Annotated in this window: 13 protein-coding genes and 1 riboswitch; of the genes, 8 read left to right on the top strand and 5 right to left on the bottom strand. The window is 65.6% G+C overall.

Translation table 11 applies throughout. The annotated features are described in order from the left end of the window. Window positions 1–84: 84 nt before the first annotated feature. Both QRN53_RS15780 and glyA read right to left on the bottom strand, forming a co-directional pair. Complete coding sequence (locus QRN53_RS15780; protein ID WP_285244785.1) at window positions 85–987, bottom strand: bifunctional methylenetetrahydrofolate dehydrogenase/methenyltetrahydrofolate cyclohydrolase; 903 nt, start codon at window positions 985–987, stop codon at window positions 85–87. Window positions 988–990: 3 nt separating this feature from the next. Beyond that, the gene (gene glyA, locus QRN53_RS15775; RefSeq protein ID WP_285244784.1) at window positions 991–2,289 is read right to left on the bottom strand and encodes a serine hydroxymethyltransferase; all 1,299 of its coding nucleotides are present in this window, start codon (window positions 2,287–2,289) and stop codon (window positions 991–993) included. Window positions 2,290–2,434: 145 nt separating this feature from the next. After that, a riboswitch (ZMP/ZTP riboswitch) is annotated at window positions 2,435–2,520 on the bottom strand. A 43-nt stretch (window positions 2,521–2,563) separates the two neighbouring features. On the opposite strand from glyA, the gene purU reads away from it, so the two are divergent. Both purU and QRN53_RS15765 read left to right on the top strand, forming a co-directional pair. Beyond that, a complete protein-coding gene (purU, locus tag QRN53_RS15770; protein ID WP_285244783.1) occupies window positions 2,564–3,424 on the top strand; it encodes a formyltetrahydrofolate deformylase in 861 nt (286 codons plus the stop codon). Between the two features lie 88 nt (window positions 3,425–3,512). Then, a complete protein-coding gene (locus QRN53_RS15765; RefSeq protein ID WP_285244782.1) occupies window positions 3,513–4,031 on the top strand; it encodes a gamma carbonic anhydrase family protein in 519 nt (172 codons plus the stop codon). A gap of 62 nt (window positions 4,032–4,093) precedes the next feature. Here the strand turns inward: QRN53_RS15765 and QRN53_RS15760 are convergent, their stop codons facing one another. Next, window positions 4,094–5,827: a flavin monoamine oxidase family protein gene (locus QRN53_RS15760; RefSeq protein ID WP_285244781.1), complete on the bottom strand. Its 1,734-nt coding sequence runs from the start codon at window positions 5,825–5,827 to the stop codon at window positions 4,094–4,096. After that, window positions 5,824–7,254 (bottom strand): amino acid permease, encoded by a 1,431-nt coding sequence (locus QRN53_RS15755; protein ID WP_285244841.1) that lies wholly within the window; start codon window positions 7,252–7,254, stop codon window positions 5,824–5,826. The genes QRN53_RS15760 and QRN53_RS15755 overlap by 4 nt, the downstream gene beginning before the upstream one ends. 268 nt (window positions 7,255–7,522) lie before the next feature. Between QRN53_RS15755 and QRN53_RS15750 the strand changes: the two genes are divergently transcribed. After that, the gene (locus tag QRN53_RS15750) at window positions 7,523–9,139 is read left to right on the top strand and encodes a PucR family transcriptional regulator (RefSeq protein ID WP_285244780.1); all 1,617 of its coding nucleotides are present in this window, start codon (window positions 7,523–7,525) and stop codon (window positions 9,137–9,139) included. On the opposite strand, the gene QRN53_RS15745 is transcribed toward QRN53_RS15750, so the two are convergent. Continuing rightward, complete coding sequence (locus QRN53_RS15745; RefSeq protein WP_285244779.1) at window positions 9,136–10,017, bottom strand: nitrilase-related carbon-nitrogen hydrolase; 882 nt, start codon at window positions 10,015–10,017, stop codon at window positions 9,136–9,138. The two genes, QRN53_RS15750 and QRN53_RS15745, sit on opposite strands and share 4 nt — an antisense overlap. A 236-nt stretch (window positions 10,018–10,253) precedes the next feature. Between QRN53_RS15745 and QRN53_RS15740 the strand changes: the two genes are divergently transcribed. From QRN53_RS15740 to QRN53_RS15720, 5 genes are all read left to right on the top strand, one after another. Then, window positions 10,254–11,444, top strand: coding sequence for an ROK family transcriptional regulator (locus QRN53_RS15740; RefSeq protein ID WP_285244778.1), 1,191 nt, complete (start codon window positions 10,254–10,256; stop codon window positions 11,442–11,444). Between the two features lie 131 nt (window positions 11,445–11,575). Continuing rightward, window positions 11,576–13,135 (top strand): multiple monosaccharide ABC transporter ATP-binding protein, encoded by a 1,560-nt coding sequence (mmsA, locus tag QRN53_RS15735; RefSeq protein WP_285244777.1) that lies wholly within the window; start codon window positions 11,576–11,578, stop codon window positions 13,133–13,135. 45 nt (window positions 13,136–13,180) lie between these two features. Next, complete coding sequence (gene mmsB, locus QRN53_RS15730) at window positions 13,181–14,464, top strand: multiple monosaccharide ABC transporter permease (protein WP_285244776.1); 1,284 nt, start codon at window positions 13,181–13,183, stop codon at window positions 14,462–14,464. 49 nt (window positions 14,465–14,513) lie between these two features. Beyond that, complete coding sequence (locus tag QRN53_RS15725) at window positions 14,514–15,608, top strand: substrate-binding domain-containing protein (protein WP_285244775.1); 1,095 nt, start codon at window positions 14,514–14,516, stop codon at window positions 15,606–15,608. A gap of 200 nt (window positions 15,609–15,808) precedes the next feature. Continuing rightward, entirely contained in the window at window positions 15,809–17,251 is a 1,443-nt protein-coding gene (locus QRN53_RS15720) for an ABC transporter permease (RefSeq protein WP_285244774.1), read from the top strand. Window position 17,252 lies beyond the last annotated feature (1 nt).

Raw genomic sequence — 17,252 nt, 5'->3', positions numbered from 1 at the left:
GCAGTTTCGTTAACGGCCGACGGCGGCACGGTACCTTTCGTGCAAAAGGTGCCGTGCCGCCGTCGTGCGCTGCAGTGTGCGGGACTACTGCGCGATGCCCGCGGCGCGTTCCGCCGCTTCCACTACGTTGGTCATCAGCAGGGCCACGGTCATGGGGCCCACGCCGCCCGGGTTCGGCGAGATCCAGCCCGCCACCTCCGCGGCGGCAGGATCGATGTCGCCGTAGACGCGGCTCTTGCCCGTCTCCGGATCGGTTTCGCGGGTGACGCCGACATCCAGCAGCGCGGCACCCGGCTTGACGTCGGCGGCCTTGACGATGTGCTTCACACCCGCCGCGCCCACGATCACGTCCGCCTGGCGAAGCAGCTCCGACAGGTTTTTGGTCCCGGTGTGGGTCAGGGTCACGGTGGCGTTAACGTCCCGCCGCGTGAGCAGCAGCCCGATGGAACGGCCGATAGTCACGCCGCGTCCGACCACCACAACGTGCTTGCCGGCAAGGCTGTAGCCGTTGCGCTCGAGGAGTTCAATGACTCCCCGGGGAGTGCAGGGCAGCGGCGTGGTGATCTTGTTGTTGACGTTCAGCACCAGCCGGCCCAGGTTGGTGGGGTGCAGGCCGTCGGCGTCCTTGGCGGGGTCGATCCGCTCCAGGATGGCGTCCGTGTCCAGATGCTTGGGCAGCGGCAGCTGGACGATGTAGCCGTGGCAGGCGGGGTCCGCATTGAGTTCGTCAATGAGGGCCTCCACCTGGTCCTGGGTGGCATCGGCCGGCAGCTCGCGCTGGATCGAGTTCATCCCGATCTGCACTGACTGCTTGTGCTTCATGGAGACGTAGAGCTGCGAGGCGGGGTCGGCGCCCACCAGCACAGTGGCGATACCGGGAGTGACGCCCTTGGCCTTGAGTGCGGCCACGCGTTCGGTCAGCTCGGCTTTGATGGCAGCGGCGGTGGCCTTGCCGTCGAGGATCTGTGCCGTTGTGGTTTCAGTCATTGGTTACCACTGCTCGTGCTGCGGGTAGAGCGGGAAGTCCGCTGCCAGCTTGTCAACGCGGGACTGCAGCGCTTCGACGTCGGCGCTGTTGCCTGCCTTGAGGGCGGTGGCGATGATCTCCGCAACCTCGGTGAACTCGGTGGCTCCGAAGCCGCGGGTGGCCAGGGCGGGAGTGCCGATGCGCAGGCCGGAGGTGACCATCGGCGGGCGCGGGTCGAACGGAACAGCGTTCCGGTTGACGGTGATGCCCACGGAGTGCAGGAGGTCCTCGGCCTGCTGGCCGTCCAGCTGCGAGTTGCGCAGGTCGACGAGGACCAGGTGGACGTCGGTGCCGCCGGTGAGGACGGAAACGCCGACCTCGGCAACATCAGCCTGGTTCAGGCGGTCTGCGATGATCTTGGCACCCTCAAGGACGCGCTCCTGGCGCTCCTTGAATTCCTGGGTGCCGGCGATCTTGAAGGCCACGGCTTTGGCGGCGATGACGTGCATCAGCGGGCCGCCCTGCTGGCCGGGGAAGACGTTCGAGTTCAGCTTCTTGCCGTACTGTTCCTTGGCCAGGATCACACCGGAACGCGGACCGGCCAGGGTCTTGTGCACGGTGGAGGTGACGACGTCGGAGTGCGGCACCGGGCTCGGGTGCAGTCCGGCGGCAACCAGGCCGGCGAAGTGCGCCATGTCGGTCCACAGCAGCGCGCCCACTTCATCGGCGATGGAGCGGAAGGCGGCGAAGTCAAGGTGGCGGGGGTAGGCGGACCAGCCGGCGATGATGACCTGCGGCTTCTCGGCAATGGCCTGCTCACGCAGCTTATCCATGTCGATGCGGAAGTTGTCTTCCTCGACCTGGTAGGCAGCAACCTGGTACAGCTTGCCGGAGAAGTTCAGCTTCATACCGTGGGTCAGGTGGCCGCCGTGGGCCAGGGACAGGCCCAGGATCTTGTCGCCGGGAGTGATCATGGCGGAGAGTGCGGCGGCGTTGGCCTGCGCGCCGGAGTGCGGCTGGACGTTGGCGAACTCGGCGCCGAACAAGGCCTTGACCCGGTCGATGGCCAGCTGCTCTGCCACGTCGACGTATTCGCAGCCGCCGTAGTAGCGGCGGCCAGGGTAGCCCTCGGCGTACTTGTTGGTGAGGACGGAACCCTGGGCTTCCATCACGGCGCGGGGCGCGAAGTTCTCGGAGGCGATCATTTCCAGGGTGCCGCGCTGGCGGCCAAGCTCCTGCTCGAGGACTTTGGCGATTTCGGGGTCGAGCTCAGCCAGCGGCTGGTTGCTGACGGCTGTGGTAGAGGTGGCTGTAGTAGTCACGAAGAACTCCTGGCTAGGGATACGGGCACTGCTTAGGTCAGGCTACCGGCTGGCGCGCTTTCCCACCGCGTTGATGACAGGGCGTGGAAGCACGGCATAGTGCTGCTGCGCTGGCGCGTGGCAGCCCCAATTCCGGCAAAACATGACCCTCGGCCCAGGCGTACGATCCGTGGTCTTCGTGATTGCCGCTCCCTGGTGGTTAGCCACCCAACGCCAGTTGCGACCCTTCCAGCCTACCAAAACCGGCGCCCGCGGCGCGGGTAGGCTGTTACGCGTGAATGAACAGCTGCTGAACCAAGCGTACGTCGTAACCCTGTCCTGCCCGGACCGTCCCGGAATCGTCCACGCCGTGGCCGGAGCCCTGCTGGTGGCAGGCTGCAACATCACGGACTCACAGCAGTACGGCAGCCCCACAACGGGCAACTTCTTCATGCGCGTGGAGGTCACCACAGCCGCACCCAAGTCAGAACTGCGTGCGGCCCTTGAACCGGTGGCCGAAGCCTTCGCCATGCAGTGGAGCCTGAACACTGTAGGCGACAAGGTGCGCACCCTGGTACTTGCCAGCACCGCCGCGCACTGCCTCAACGACCTTCTCTTCCAGCAGCGTTCCGGGACCCTGCCCATCGAGATCCCCGCCATCGTGTCCAACCACCGGGATCTGGCCGGGCTCGCTGAGTTCTATGGCATCCCGTTCCACTACATCCCGGTCACCAAGGACACCAAGGTGCAGGCAGAGGACAAGCTGCGCGGCATTATTGCCGAACACGGCGTCGAACTGACCGTCCTGGCCCGCTACATGCAGATCCTCTCTGACGACCTCTGCAACGAGCTGACCGGCAAGGCGATCAACATCCACCACTCGTTCCTGCCGTCCTTCAAGGGAGCCAAGCCGTACCACCAGGCCCACGCACGCGGCGTGAAGCTCATCGGTGCCACGGCACACTATGTCACCGCCGCCCTGGACGAGGGGCCGATCATCGAGCAGGAAGTCATCCGCGTGGACCACGCCCGCACGGCGGAGCAGTTCGTCCAGATGGGCCGGGACGTGGAGGGGCGCACCCTGGTCCAGGCCGTGCAGTGGCATGCCGAGCACCGGGTGCTGCTGGACGGCAACCGGACGGTGGTCTTCAACTAAGCCCCTCCCCCGGGGGGCGGCAGCCGCAACAGACCAGTCGCAATGGACACCGATGCCGCCGCCGGGAGGGGTGGCTTAGGGTGAAGCCATGGCTCCTCTATACCCTTTCGCCGGCAATTCCCCGGCTGTCCATATTTCAGCGTTCGTGGCCCCGTCAGCGTCGATTATCGGCAACGCAACGCTGGCCGCAGACTCCAGCGCGTTCTACGGCGTCTCGGTGCGGGCCGACACCGCGGCCATCACCGTGGGCACCGGCAGCAACCTGCAGGACAACGTGGTGCTGCACGCCGACCCCGGCTTCCCCTGCACGGTGGGCGACCGGGTCAGCGTGGGGCACGCCGCCGTCGTGCATGGCTGCACGGTCGAGGACGACTGCCTCATCGGGATGGGCGCGACGGTCCTGAACGGCGCCGTGATCGGCGCCGGCTCGCTGGTGGCGGCCGGCGCCGTGGTCCTGGAAGGAACCGTGGTTCCGCCACGCTCCCTGGTAGCCGGGGTGCCCGCCAAAGTGCGCCGCGAACTCACCGAAGAGGAGTTCGACGGCGTGCGCGCCAACGCAGCGAGGTACGTGGAGCTCGCGGCGAAACACCGCGAGCTCCACCAGTAGTCCCCACCCGCACCCTAACCTCGCACGCTCGGCCAGGGAACCCTGCGGGCGTGGGCCCAAAGTCAGTCCAATTCGATAGGACCAAACTGTTCCAGCAGATCGCCCGGGCCCGGGTTGCCCGGAGCGGATGTGCCGCCCAGGTGGTTCACCACGCCCCACACGGCGTTCAGCCCGGTGGTCACGGCGCCCTCGGCCCAACCCGCCGTGAAGGAGACGTCGTCGCCGGCCAGGAAGATCCCGCGCTGGGATTCGGGAAGGGCGTCCTGCTTGAAGTGCGTGAACAGCCGCTGCTGGTAGCGGTAGTGCCCGGGCAGGTTGGCTTTGAAGGCGCCCATGAAGTTGGGATCCGCTTCCCAGGACACGGTGATGGGCTGGCCGACAATGTGCCCGGCAATGTCCACACCCGGGTAGATCTGCTCCAGCGAGTGCAGCATCAGTTCCACGCGTTCGTCCGCGTCCAGGGCCAACCACTTCAGTGCGTCGTCGTTCCAGGTGTAGGACAGCAGGATCACGGCGGGCTGGTCCGGGCCGTTGTCCAGCAGGTAGGTGGCCCGGTTCAGCCTGTCCGTCAAGGTCATGGACAGGACCTCGTTGCCCGTTTCGGGGTCGATGTCCTTCCAGAACGGCCGGTCCACCATCACGAACGTCTTGGAGGACTGCATGTAGTGCGATTTCTCCATGGCGGTCCACAGCTCGGCGGGGAACAGTGCCTCCTCGGTGTGGATGCGGGTGGACAGCAGCCACGACTGGCAGGTGGTCACCACCGCCGGGTAACTGGCCTCGCGGCCCCAGCGTTCACGGACCCTTAGGTTGCCGTCCGGGTCCCGGCTGATCTTTCCCACGGCGCCGCGGGGCGAGCCGGAGTGCAGGGAGGACAGGGAAGTTCCGGCCGGCCAGTGCACCAGGTCCGACGGCGCGTGCTGCCAGAGTGCCTCGGGCAGCCGTTGCGCTCCGCCGCGGATAAAGCGGTGCTGGTCGTCCGCATCGGTGTACACCACACGGAGGATCTCCAGGATGGAGTTGGGGAAGTCGGTGTCCCAGCCTCCGGTGCCGAATCCCACCTGGCCGAAGGCTTCCCGGTGGGCGAACCCCGCCTTTTTGAAGGAGTCGCTCGCGGCGATGAACCCGTAAAAGGTCTGCTCATCCATGAGCGGGAGCAGTTCGTTCCACAGTTCCTTGATCCGGCCAGTGTCGCGTGCGCGGATGGCGTCCTGCATCTCGGCGAACTTCGCGCCGTCATTGACGGCGGCTTTCCAGGCGTCGGCAACCTCGCGGAAGAAGGGCGGAAGGTCGCCCGGTTTTTCCGCGTAGTGCTTCTTGCCCGCCAACTCAATCACGGTGCTGGAGGTAGCCTCGGCGAGGGGGTTGGGGAACTCGCCGGTTTCCAGGCCCAGCAGGTCCACGTAGTGGTAGAAGGCCTTGCCCGAGACCGGGAACCGCATACCGCCGAGGTCCGCCACCACGCCGGGCGCCGCGGGGAAGGCGGCGGTGCGGAGCCGGCCGCCGATCTGGTCTGCTTCGTAGACCACCGGACGCAGGCCGAGTTTCATCAGCTCATAGGCCGTCACCAGGCCGGAGAGCCCGGCTCCGATGACGGCAACTTCCGTCCCGTACAGCTCCGGCGGGACCGAACCCATGCCGTCCGGGTGTGCCAGGTAGAGGTCGTAGCTGAACGGGAAGTCGGGGTTCAGCATGGTGATGGGCGGCCGGGCGCCCGGACCCGGCTGTGTTGCTGCGTCCGGCCGGGTGGAGGTGCTGGAGGGATCAGAGGCCGGCAGTTCGGTGGCGATGGTCATGAGTGTTCTGCTTTCACAGGTTCCTGGCGCGGGGCCTTGGCGGTCAGTTCACGGTAGTCGGACTCGCTCAGGGCCGCTACCTTGGAGTTCCGGCGTCCATAGCCGAAGTAGATGGCGATCCCCACAAGCATCCAGGCGCCGAAGACAACCCAGGTATCGGCACCGAGGTTCGCCATCAGATATGCGCACATGAGCGTTCCCAGCACCGGTGTCACCGGGTACAGGGGAACCCGGAAGCTGCGCTCCAGGTCCGGGCGGTTGCGCCGCAGGTAGATGACGGCGACGTTGACCAGGGCGAAGGCGAACAGTGTTCCGATGCTGGTGGCATCCGCCAGCGCGCCGAGCGGCACGAGTCCCGCGGTCAGGGCGACGGCGGTTCCCACGATGAGCGTTCCGGCGGCAGGGGTGCCGGTGCGGGCGGACACACGCCCGAAGACCCTGGGCACCAGGCCGTCCCGGGACATCGAGAGCAGGATGCGTGTCTGGCCGTACAGCACGGTGAGGACGATGCTGGCAATGGCAAGGACAGCGCCAATGGAGAAAACCAGTGCAATCCACGGCTGGTGGGTGGTCTCCTCGAGGATCTGGACCAGGGCGGCCTCGGTACCGTCAAACCAGCCCCAGGGCCGGGCGCCGATGGCGGCGACCGCCACCAGGACGTAGACGCTGGTGACGATCACCATGGAAAGCAGGATGGCGCGGGGAAGGTCGCGCTTGGGATTCCTGGCTTCTTCGCCCGCGGTGGAGGCGGCATCAAAGCCGATGTAGGAGAAGAACACCCGCGAGGCCGCTGCGGAAACACCGGCGGCTCCCATGGGCAAGAGCGGTTCGAAGTTGCCTGCGTTGAAGGCGGTAAAGGCAACGGCGCAGAAGAAGAGCAGGATGCCGATCTTGATGATGACCACGGCCGTGTTGATCCAGGCGCTTTCCCTGGCACCGCGGACCAGCAGGACCATGGCCAGGACCACGATGGCCATCGCCGGGATGTTCACCAACCCGCCGTCGCCTGGCGGCTGGGACATGGCATCAGGAAGTACCTGCCCAAACACCGCCAACGCCTCATTGACGTACTGGCCCGCACCAACGGCTACTGCCGCCACGGAAACGGCGTACTCAAGGACCAGGCACCACCCGCAGATCCACGCCATGCCCTCGCCCATGGTGGCGTAGGAATAGGAGTAGCTGGAGCCCGCGACCGGAACCAGGCCGGCCATTTCGGCATAGGAGACTGCAGAGAGCAGCGCGGCCAGGCCGGCAATGACGAATGAGATCCAGATGGCCGGGCCGGCCAGCGGAACCGACTCTCCAAGGATCACCAGGATTCCGGTCCCGAGCGTGGCGCCGACACTGATCATGGTGAGGTGGAGGACGCCGAAGCTGCGGACCAGGGCGGTGCCGCCCTCACCGCTTCCGGCTTCACTGACCATCTGGCCGATCGGTTTGCGGCGCAGGAGCTGATCCGCCAGCCGCGGCCGGGAAGCTTCCGGCGCAATGGGTTTTTCGGTGGTCACAGGCACAGTCACCGTTGACGTCCCTTCAGAGTAGTTTTCGGTTTCCCCTCCCCAAGGTTGGCATGTGAGCCAACTCTCAGAACGGTGCAAAATGACCTATAGTGTCCAAGCATGAGACTTTATGCACAATACCCGGTCACCGTCCAGGCGGACCCGGGAAGCTCCTGCGACACCTCGGTGAGCCATGCCTGCTGAGCCCGCGGACAGCGGGCGGCTGAGCTTCGTCACCCTCCAGCAGTTCCTTGACCAGCTGCCGCCGCTGTTGAAGACGCTCCACGACGGCGGCAGCGGCGGACGGCTGCTGCGGTGGGTCGAGCCCAGCGAACTGGAGGATCCGACCCCCTACCTCCCGGAGGGCGAGTTCCTGCTGACGGCCGGCCTCCCGTTCCTGGGCAGCGGCGGAGCGCCCGCCAGTGTGGACGCTTACGTCCGGCGGCTTGTGGATGCCAAGGTGGCGGCTTTGGGATTCGGGATCAGGCCATACTTCGACGCCGTCCCGGACGTGGTCATCGACGCGTGCCGGCGGCACAACCTCACGCTGTTCGAGGTGCCGGAGTCACTCCCCTTCGCTGCCATCGGCCTTCAGTTCTCGCAGCTTCTTGAGTCTGACAATGCGAGGGTCTTCAGGCAATTGGCGGAGACCAACCGGCAGTTGATGCGCGCAGTCCTCTCCCCCCGGCCGGAACACGAACTGCTGGCGGCGCTGGTCCAGCGCGTGCCCGTGTGGGCGGTCATGGTGGGAGCGGACGGCCGGGTGCGGGCCCGCGGCACCAATGGCGGCGGCAGCCCCGCCGTCGAACTTTCCCTGCTGGAACCCATGCTCAAACGCCTGCTGTCCGGCAGCGGACCCCGGGTGGAGATGGACGGGTTTGACCAGCCCGGTTCGGCACTGGTGGTGGGCCATCCGCTGCGCAGCACCAAGGACGCCAACCTGGGCGCGCTGGTTCTCGGTTCAGATGCGGCGTTGACGCCGGCGCAGAACAATGTTGTCCAGTCTGCCGTCGGGCTCCTGGAACTGTTGGTGCGGCAGCGCACCAGCGGCTCGCTGGCCCCCAGCCAGCTGGCCACGGCGGTCCTGCTGCATCCCGAAAGCCTCACCAGTGGGGGCAGCAGGCACCTGAACGCACTCCGGGATCTGATGGCTCAGAGCCTCTCCTCCACCCGGTCCGCGGCCATGCGGGTAGTGCAAGGCATCAAAATGGACGCCCCGGAGTGGCCTGCCGGCGACAGCCCTGTCAGGGAACTCCTGCAGTGGCGTCGCCTGTTCGACACCAAACTGGTGGAAATCACCGATTACGGATTCGCCGCGGTGACCCGGCTGAGGGTGGACGATTCCCTGCTGGCCGAGGTCGAGAAGCTCGGGTGGCGCCTGGTGATCGGCGAACCCACCGAGCTGACCGGCCTTGCCGCCGCGTACCAAGGTGCAAGCTCGCTGCGGAGCCAGGTGCAAAGAAGCGGGCACAGTGTGCGCGCCGACGAGGTCCAGTGGTCGGTGGCAGGCCTGCTGGGCCGCGAAGCAGGGACCATGCTGGCGGAACGGCTCCTTCATCCGGTCCTGGCTCTCGAACCGGACCGGCGGGATCCGTTGTTGGCAGTGCTGCGCGGCTGGCTCACCGAGAACGGCAGCTGGGACGGCTCCGCCAAGCGGCTGGGACTTCACCGGAACAGTGTGCGGCGGCAGGTTGGGGTCCTTGCCGATCTGCTCGGAATGGACCTGAACCAGGCGCAGGTGCGGGCAGAGCTGTGGATCGCCCTGCAGTACGCGGACGCGTTGACGGAGGGGGCGGCGGACGGCGGCTAATCCTGGTGATCCGAGGGCCGGCCCGTTCCGTCTGCGAGGCCGGCCTCCCACTCGCGGTACAGCCCGGGTCTGCGCTCCCTCAGGTACGGCACGTCGTCCCTGGCGGCGCGGACGGCCTCCGGACCCACCGTGGCGAACAGCAGTTCCGCGGCATTCCCCGCTGCGGCCAGCAGGCCGCCATCCGGCCCCGCCACCACGCTTCCCCCGCCGAATGTGTAGGAACCCTCCGTGCCACAGTGGTTGGCGTACGCCACGTTTAGCTGGCTTTCCAGCGCGCGGGCGCGGACAAGAACCTGGGGCACGGCCTCATAACCGGCGGACAAGGCGGTCGGTACCAGCAGCAGTTCCGCGCCGCGGGCGGCTGCGGCCCTGGCGGCCTCGGGGAATTCGATGTCGTAGCAGATCAGCAGTGAGGTGCGGATACCGAGGAAGTCGACGACGGCGGGCGGCTCGCTGGCCGCAACGAACGCCTGGCGCTCCTCGTCGCCAAAAAGGTGCACCTTGGCGTACCGGAGAAGTTCTGCACCGCCGGCATCCACCAGCGAGGCGGAAATGTGCCAGCAGGGACCGCCCGCGCGGTCCACTTCCCCGGGTGCGGCGTCGGCCTCGGCGTCGGCGACGGCCGGGAGGCTGTAGACGAGGCCAATCCCGTTGCGGCGGGCGATGCCTGCCAGGCGTTCGCGAATGGCCGGAAGGGTTGCCGGGTCCAGATCGTCCCGCAGCCGCAGCGGCGCGTAGCCCACGGGGAACAGCTCCGGCGTCAGCAGCAGGCCTGCACCGGCGCGGGCGGCGCGGTTGGCAGCCTCATCAATGATTCGGAGATTGGCCTCAACGTCCAGGACCGCGGCATTCGCCTGCAGGACGGACAGCAGCATCATTACCACCTTCTGTATGCCTGCCCATGCGAACTGGACGGGCCGAACTGTTCACTTCCTCCAGCGTAGCCAGCGCCGCCGGGAAAGCCGTGGGTCGTTTGGACCCGTTCACCCCTGCTGCGGGACGGAATGCACGGGCGTGGCGCGCGGCCGCCTTCTGCCGAGTTCTTCAGCCATCCAACCGTCGCTATGCGTTAACTTCTTGACTACAAGAGGAGCGATAGGGCAATCTTCTTAGCATGTCCGCAACCACGCGCTCAACGAGGAGCAAGCCCAAGAACCCCGGCTCACAGTCAGCCCTGCGGCAGCTGAACCAGCAACGGATCATTGAGGCACTTATGGGGGGCCCGTCCACGCAGGCGGAGCTCGCCAGGCAGACGGGGCTCTCGACCGCCACCGTCTCGAACATCGTCAAGATCATGCTGGATTCCGGCCTGGCCTCAACCGAACCGATTACCAGTTCCGGCCGCCGGGCACTGAACGTGCGGCTCAACAGCAACGGCGCCGTGGCGGTCGGCATTGACTTCGGCCGCCGGCACCTGCGGGTGGTCCTTGCCTCCCTCAGCTACCACGTCATCGCCGAAGAATCCGTCATGCTCCCGCTGGGCCACCAGGCGGACGACGGCATCCAGGCGGCCGTGGACCTGCTGGAGAAACTGCTCCGCGAAAGCGGGGTGGAACGCAGCTACGTGGTGGGCGCCGGCGTCGGAATTCCAGGCCCCATTGACCGTCGCACGGGCACGGTGGCGCAGGGGGCGATCCTTCCCGAATGGGTGGGCATCAACATCCTCCAGCACCTTGAGCAAACCTTGAGAATCCCCGTATTTGTTGACAATGACGCGAATCTCGGGGCGTGGTCCGAGGTCACGTGGGGACAGCACTCGGGGGTCAGCAACCTGATGTTCCTGAAGATCGGTTCCGGCATCGGAGCCGGCCTGATCCTCAACGGCGCACCGTACTACGGCAACGTGGGGATCACCGGCGAAATCGGCCATGCCACCATCCACGAGCAAGGACTCGTGTGCCGCTGCGGGAACCGCGGGTGCCTGGAAACCATCGCATCCACCACCACTATGATCGAGCTCCTGAGCCGCGGCGAGGACAGGCCGCTGACCCCCGCGGACATCGTCAGGAAAGCCTTGAACCGGGACTCTGCCACCCTCCGCGTGGTGGACGATGCAGGCCTGGCGGTGGGCCGCGCCCTGGGCAATGTTGCCAACCTGATCAACCCCGAGGTCATCGTGGTGGGCGGCCCGCTGGCAGGTCTGGGCAACATCCTGCTGGACCCGATCCGCCGGGGGCTGATCCGGCACGCCGTGCCGGTGATCGGCGAAACCACAACCCTTGCCATGTCCTCACTGGGTGACCGCGCCGAGGCCTTGGGAGCAGCCGCTTTGGTGTTCCAGCATGCCGGTATCCGCAGGTCGTAGACCATTTCGTTATCGGGCAATTGCGTTAAAGACTTGACGACAATAGCTGTGATCCAGTTTACTTTTGGTTCAGACGGCCCTGCGCTTTGCCGGCCGGACAAAGAAGTCATTGCATTGGAGGGTTAGGGCTCATGACGTCCCAGACCACGCACACGGATCCGGTCATCCTCGAGATGCGGTCCATCACCAAGGAATTCCCCGGCGTTAAAGCCTTGTCGAACGTGAGCCTCCGGGTCCGGGCCGGCGAAATCCACGCCATCTGCGGCGAAAACGGCGCCGGCAAATCCACGCTCATGAAGGTTCTGTCCGGTGTCTACCCCTACGGCAGCTACGACGGCGACATCGTTTACCAGGGCCAGGTCCAGCAGTTCCGGGACATCAGGGCCAGCGAACACGCCGGAATCGTGATCATCCACCAGGAACTGGCGCTGATCCCGGAACTGTCCATCATGGAGAACATCTTCCTGGGCAACGAACCCACCAAGCGGGGCGTCATCGACTGGGCCGAAGCCCGGCTGCGGTCCCTGGACCTGCTGGCCCGGGTTGGCTTGCGGGATGATCCGGACACTCCCATCAAGGAAATCGGCGTCGGCAAGCAGCAGCTGGTGGAAATTGCCAAGGCCTTGAACAAGTCCGTGAAGATCTTGATCCTTGACGAGCCCACCGCCGCCCTCAACGAGTCGGACTCCCAGCATCTGCTGGACCTGATGCTGGGCCTGAAGGCCAAGGGCATCACCTCGATCATCATTTCGCACAAACTCAACGAAATTGAGCAGGTTGCCGATTCGATCACCATCATCCGCGACGGCAAATCCATCGAGACCCTGGACGTCAAGAAGGACGGCGTGGACGAGGACCGGATCATCAAGGGCATGGTGGGCCGGACCCTGGAATCCCGGTTCCCGGACCACACTCCCAAGATCGGCGAGGTGTTTTTCGAGGTCAAGGACTGGACCGTCGGCCACCCCGCCATGCAGGACCGCCTGGTGTGCAAGGGTTCAAACTTCTTCGTCCGCCGTGGGGAAATCGTCGGCTTCGCCGGGCTCATGGGCGCAGGGCGCACTGAACTGGCCCGCTCGGTCTTCGGCCGGTCTTACGGCCGCTTCATCGACGGCCACATCTACAAGGACGGCAAGGAAGTGGTCCTGAAGAACGTTCGCCAGGCCATCGACGCCGGACTGGGCTACGTCACCGAGGACCGCAAGTCCCTGGGCCTGAACCTCCTGGACGACATCAAGACCACCACCGTGGCTGCCAACCTCCGCAAAATCAGCCACAACTTCGTGGTTGACGCCAACCAGGAGTTCACGGTCGCGGAGCAGTACCGCAAGTCGCTGCGGACCAAGACGCCGTCCGTCCAGGAAGGCGTTGCCAAACTCTCCGGCGGCAACCAGCAAAAAGTGGTCCTCGCCAAGTGGATGTTCACCGACCCGGACCTGCTGATCCTCGACGAGCCAACCCGCGGTATCGATGTCGGCGCCAAGTATGAGATCTACGGCATCATCCAGCAGCTCGCCAACCAGGGCAAGGGCGTCATCGTGATTTCCTCGGAGCTTCCCGAGCTCCTGGGCCTGTCGGACCGTATCTACACCATCTTCGAAGGCGCCATCACCGGTGTCCTGAACAAAGACGAGGCCAGCCAGGAAAGCCTGATGAAACTGATGACCTCCGCTAACCGAAAAGCCGCCTGACCTTCTGGCAAACCCCAGAACCTTCCGGACACAAGGACTGACACCATGAACGCCCTCAAAAAGCTGTTTGGCGGCAATACCCGCCAATTCGGCATGATCTTCGCCTTGGTTGCACTGATCATTTTCTTCCAAATCTTCACCGACGGCCGCACCCTCACTCCGGGTAACGTCATCAACCTCTTCAACGGAAACTCCTACATCCTGATCCTGGCGATCGGCATGGTCCTGGTGATCATTGCCGGCCACATCGATCTCTCCGTCGGCTCGGTCGCCGCGTTCGTAGGGGTTACGGTTGCCCTGGCCATCCGGGACTGGGGCATCCCCTGGTGGGCCGGCGTCCTGCTGGGTCTTGTCCTGGGCGCGGCCATTGGCGCCTGGCAAGGCTGGTGGACGGCGTATGTGGGCATCCCTGCCTTCATCGTGACCCTGGCCGGCATGCTCCTGTTCCGCGGTTTCAACCAGTTCGTTGGCAAATCCAACACCATTCCCGTCCCGGAAGACTTCCAGTACCTGGGTTCGGGCTATCTTCCCGAGGTAGGACCGGACACCGGGTTCAACAACCTCACGCTCCTGATGGGCATTGCCGTTGCGGTGTTCGTCGTCGTGGGCGAACTCCGCGCCAGGGCACGGGCCAAAGCGCTGGGCGCCGAAGTTCCCGAGATGTGGGTTACCGCGCTGAAGCTGGTGCTGATCTGCGCCGCCATCCTGTACGCCACGTACTTGTTCGCCACCGGCCGCCCCGGCACATCCTTCCCCATCCCGGGCCTGATCCTGGCAGTGCTTGTCCTGATCTACGGCTTCATCTCCTCGCGCACCGTCGTTGGCCGCCACGTTTACGCGGTGGGCGGCAACCGGCACGCTGCCGAGCTCTCCGGCGTGCAGTCCAAGAAGGTCAACTTCCTGGTCATGATGAACATGTCCATCCTGGCCGGCCTGGCCGGCATGATCTTCGTGGGCCGCTCCACCGCCTCCGGCCCCTTCGACGGCGTGGGTTGGGAACTGGACGCCATTGCCGCCGTCTTCATCGGTGGCGCGGCCGTGACCGGCGGTGTGGGTACCGTCGTCGGCTCCATCATCGGTGGCCTGGTCATGGCAGTGCTCAACAACGGCCTGCAGCTCCTCGGCGTCGGTGCCGACCTCACCCAGATCATCAAGGGCCTGGTGCTCCTGATCGCCGTGGCCTTTGACGTCTACAACAAGTCGCAGGGCAAGCGGTCCATCATCGGCATGCTGACCCGGAACATGAACCGCAACACCTCGGGCCCCAGCAGCCCCCTCCAGCCTGACGAAACAACCTCCACCAAGGAAGCGATCGCCAGGGAAGCCTGAAGTTTGCAGCCTGAATACTGTTCCATTACACAAAGAAAGAGAACCAACAATGCAAATGTTTGGTAAAGCAGGAAAGGCCGCAGCGGTTGCTGCCATCGCAGCACTGGCGCTGACTGGCTGTGGACGCTCGGAGCCCTCGGGCGGTTCCAGCAGCGCAGCTGCCGGATTCGACCAGAACTCCTCCATCGGCGTCGCCCTTCCGCAGAAGACCAGTGAAAACTGGGTCCTGGCCGAGAAGCTCTTCAACGACGGCCTCAACGGCGCCGGGTTCAAGGCTGACGTCCAGTTCGCCAACGGCGGCGTCTCCGAGCAGCAGAACCAGATCAGCGCCATGGTCACCAAGGGTGCCAAGGTCATCATCGTGGGCGCCATCGACGGCTCCCAGCTGGGTACCCAGCTCAAGCAGGCCAAGGACGCAGGCGCCACCATCATCGCCTACGACCGCCTCCTGCTGAACACCGCGAACGTTGACTACTACGTGGCGTACGACAACTTCAAGGTTGGCGTTCTGCAGGGCCAGGCCCTGCTGGACGGACTCAAGGCCAAGAAGCCCACCGGCCCGTACAACGTGGAACTGTTCGCAGGTTCCCCGGACGATGCCAACGCCAAGGTGTTCTTCGACGGCGCCATGAGCATCCTGAAGCCGAAGATCGACGACGGCACCCTCAAGGTTGTCTCCGGACAGACCACCTTCGAGCAGGCAGTAACCCAGGGCTGGAAGGCTGAGAACGCCCAGCGCCGCATGGACACCCTGCTTAGCGGCAGCTACAGCAGCGCCAACGTTGACGGCGTCCTGTCCCCCAACGACACCCTGGCCCGCGCGATCCTGACTTCCGTCAAGGCCGCCGGCAAGCCGATCCCGGTCGTCACCGGCCAGGACTCCGAGGTTGAGTCGGTCAAGTCCATCCTTGCCGGCGAGCAGTACTCCACCATCAACAAGGACACCCGCAAGCTCGTCGAGCACGCCATCACCATGGTCAAGGACCTGCAGGCCGGCAAGAAGCCTGAGGTCAACGACGACAAGTCCTACAACAACGGCAACAAGGTTGTTCCCGCCTACCTGCTGGAGCCGGTCATCGTGACCGCCGCCAACGTGAAGACGGCCTACACGGACGACCCCGTACTCGGCCCGATCACCAAGTAGCACCACCAGAACAGCCGCGTAACACCGGCAACCGGAATGCCCGGTCCCCATCACGGGGGCCGGGCATTCCTGCGTCCTTGCTCAGCAGTAACACCCTTCACAGGACAGGCACAGCTTTGGCCGGATTCCTGCACAGCATGCACGGCGAGTGTTGAGGCGAAGCCGGCCCTCAGCGCCGGCACCTGAGTCAGAGGAGTAACGTGAGCGTCCTTGCCCGAAGCGTAGGCAATGCCTTCAGAAACAAGGTCCGCACCGCAGCTGTTGTCGCGGTGCTGGCCGTCGCCATTGGGTTGGCCCTGGCCATGCTGGTGGCCAACCAGGCGGTCGGAGCCAAAGTCCAGGAGCTGAATGCTTCCGTGGGCACCGTCTTGACGGTCAACCCGGCGGGCGGCCAGGGCTTTGAAGGCGGCGGGGAGCCCCTCACCGCCGACCAGGCAGCTGCCGCTGCTGCCGTGCCCAACGTCAGCGCCGTCGTCGGAACCTCATCGCTGAGGCTCCGGAACGCCACGGAAGCTGCAGCACAGGCTGCTGCCGGAACGCAGGCCGGTCCCGGTGGCCAGCCCGGGCAGGGTGGCGGCCCCGGTGGCCAGGCCACCGCAACGCTCACCACCAGCCTGACGGCCGCAGTTGATGCAGGCACCCTGGGCAACCGCAACCAGCAAGCCAACGGAGCCACCGGGTCCTCCGGCAGCACCGGCAGCACCCAGCCCGTCCGGTCCCTGCCGATCACCGCGACCGGCATCGGCGCCCAGGTGGACACCACAGGCAAGGCACTGAACATCACCGGAGGTTCCGGGCTCGGCGACTACTCGGCGGCGTCCACCAACGCCCTGCTGGGCACCACCCTGGCGCAGAAGAACAACCTCACGGTCGGCTCCACCTTCACCATCAACGACCAGACCTATACCGTCTCCGGATTGTTCGACGCCGGCACCGCCTTCGGCAACAACGCCGTCTACGTGACACTTCCCACGGCCCAGGCCCTCGCCGGGACGCCCAATGAGCTGTCCAGCATGATCGTCACGGTCAACTCCATGGACAACGTCGCCTCCACGAAGACGGCGCTTCAGACGGCGCTGGGCACCGACAAGGCGGACGTCACCCAGGGCCAGAACCTGCAGACTGCCGTCAGCTCCCTGGACAGCGTGAAGAACATCTCCTTCATCGCATTCATAGCCGCCCTTGGCACGGCGGGCCTGATCATCCTGCTCATCATGGTGATGCTGGTCCGTGAGCGCCGCCGCGAGATCGGCGTGCTGAAGGCCATCGGCGCACCCAACCGCACCATCGGCCTGCAGTTCGTCCTCGAAGCCCTGGTCCTGGCGGCCCTGGGCAGCGCCGTGGGAGCCGCCATCGCATCATTTGCCAGCGGCGGCATCGCCTCGGCCCTGATCAGCAGCAACACCACGAGTGCTGCCGCAACCACCGGCCGTGGACCGGGCGGGGCCGGTGGCTTCCCGGGCGGCCAGGGCGGACCGTTCGGCGGTGCGTCCCAGCTGCTGAACTCGGTCACGGCAAGCGCCTCCCCCGGAGTGATTGCCGGCGGAATCGCCGCTGTCTTCGGCGTCGCCATCATCGGCGCCCTGGTTCCCGCGCTGCTCACCGCGCGTATCCGTCCCATCGAAGTCCTGCGAGGAGAATAGC

It is taken from the genome of Pseudarthrobacter sp. fls2-241-R2A-127 (assembly GCF_030209355.1).
In the GTDB taxonomy this organism is placed as follows: domain Bacteria; phylum Actinomycetota; class Actinomycetes; order Actinomycetales; family Micrococcaceae; genus Arthrobacter.
The sequence above is the reverse complement of the archived record's forward strand: the minus strand, read 5'-3'. Positions and strand labels throughout refer to the sequence as shown.

What these genes read in the sequence shown, in the direction of transcription:
- QRN53_RS15780 (WP_285244785.1), bottom strand. Translation starts at nt 987, where the DNA reads ATGACTGAAACCACAACGGCACAGATCCTCGACGGCAAGGCCACCGCC.
- QRN53_RS15765 (WP_285244782.1), top strand. Translation starts at nt 3,513, where the DNA reads ATGGCTCCTCTATACCCTTTCGCCGGCAATTCCCCGGCTGTCCATATT.
- QRN53_RS15760 (WP_285244781.1), bottom strand. Translation starts at nt 5,827, where the DNA reads ATGACCATCGCCACCGAACTGCCGGCCTCTGATCCCTCCAGCACCTCC.
- QRN53_RS15755 (WP_285244841.1), bottom strand. Translation starts at nt 7,254, where the DNA reads ATGGTCAGTGAAGCCGGAAGCGGTGAGGGCGGCACCGCCCTGGTCCGC.
- QRN53_RS15750 (WP_285244780.1), top strand. Translation starts at nt 7,523, where the DNA reads ATGCCTGCTGAGCCCGCGGACAGCGGGCGGCTGAGCTTCGTCACCCTC.
- QRN53_RS15745 (WP_285244779.1), bottom strand. Translation starts at nt 10,017, where the DNA reads ATGATGCTGCTGTCCGTCCTGCAGGCGAATGCCGCGGTCCTGGACGTT.
- QRN53_RS15740 (WP_285244778.1), top strand. Translation starts at nt 10,254, where the DNA reads ATGTCCGCAACCACGCGCTCAACGAGGAGCAAGCCCAAGAACCCCGGC.
- mmsA (WP_285244777.1), top strand. Translation starts at nt 11,576, where the DNA reads ATGACGTCCCAGACCACGCACACGGATCCGGTCATCCTCGAGATGCGG.
- mmsB (WP_285244776.1), top strand. Translation starts at nt 13,181, where the DNA reads ATGAACGCCCTCAAAAAGCTGTTTGGCGGCAATACCCGCCAATTCGGC.
- QRN53_RS15725 (WP_285244775.1), top strand. Translation starts at nt 14,514, where the DNA reads ATGCAAATGTTTGGTAAAGCAGGAAAGGCCGCAGCGGTTGCTGCCATC.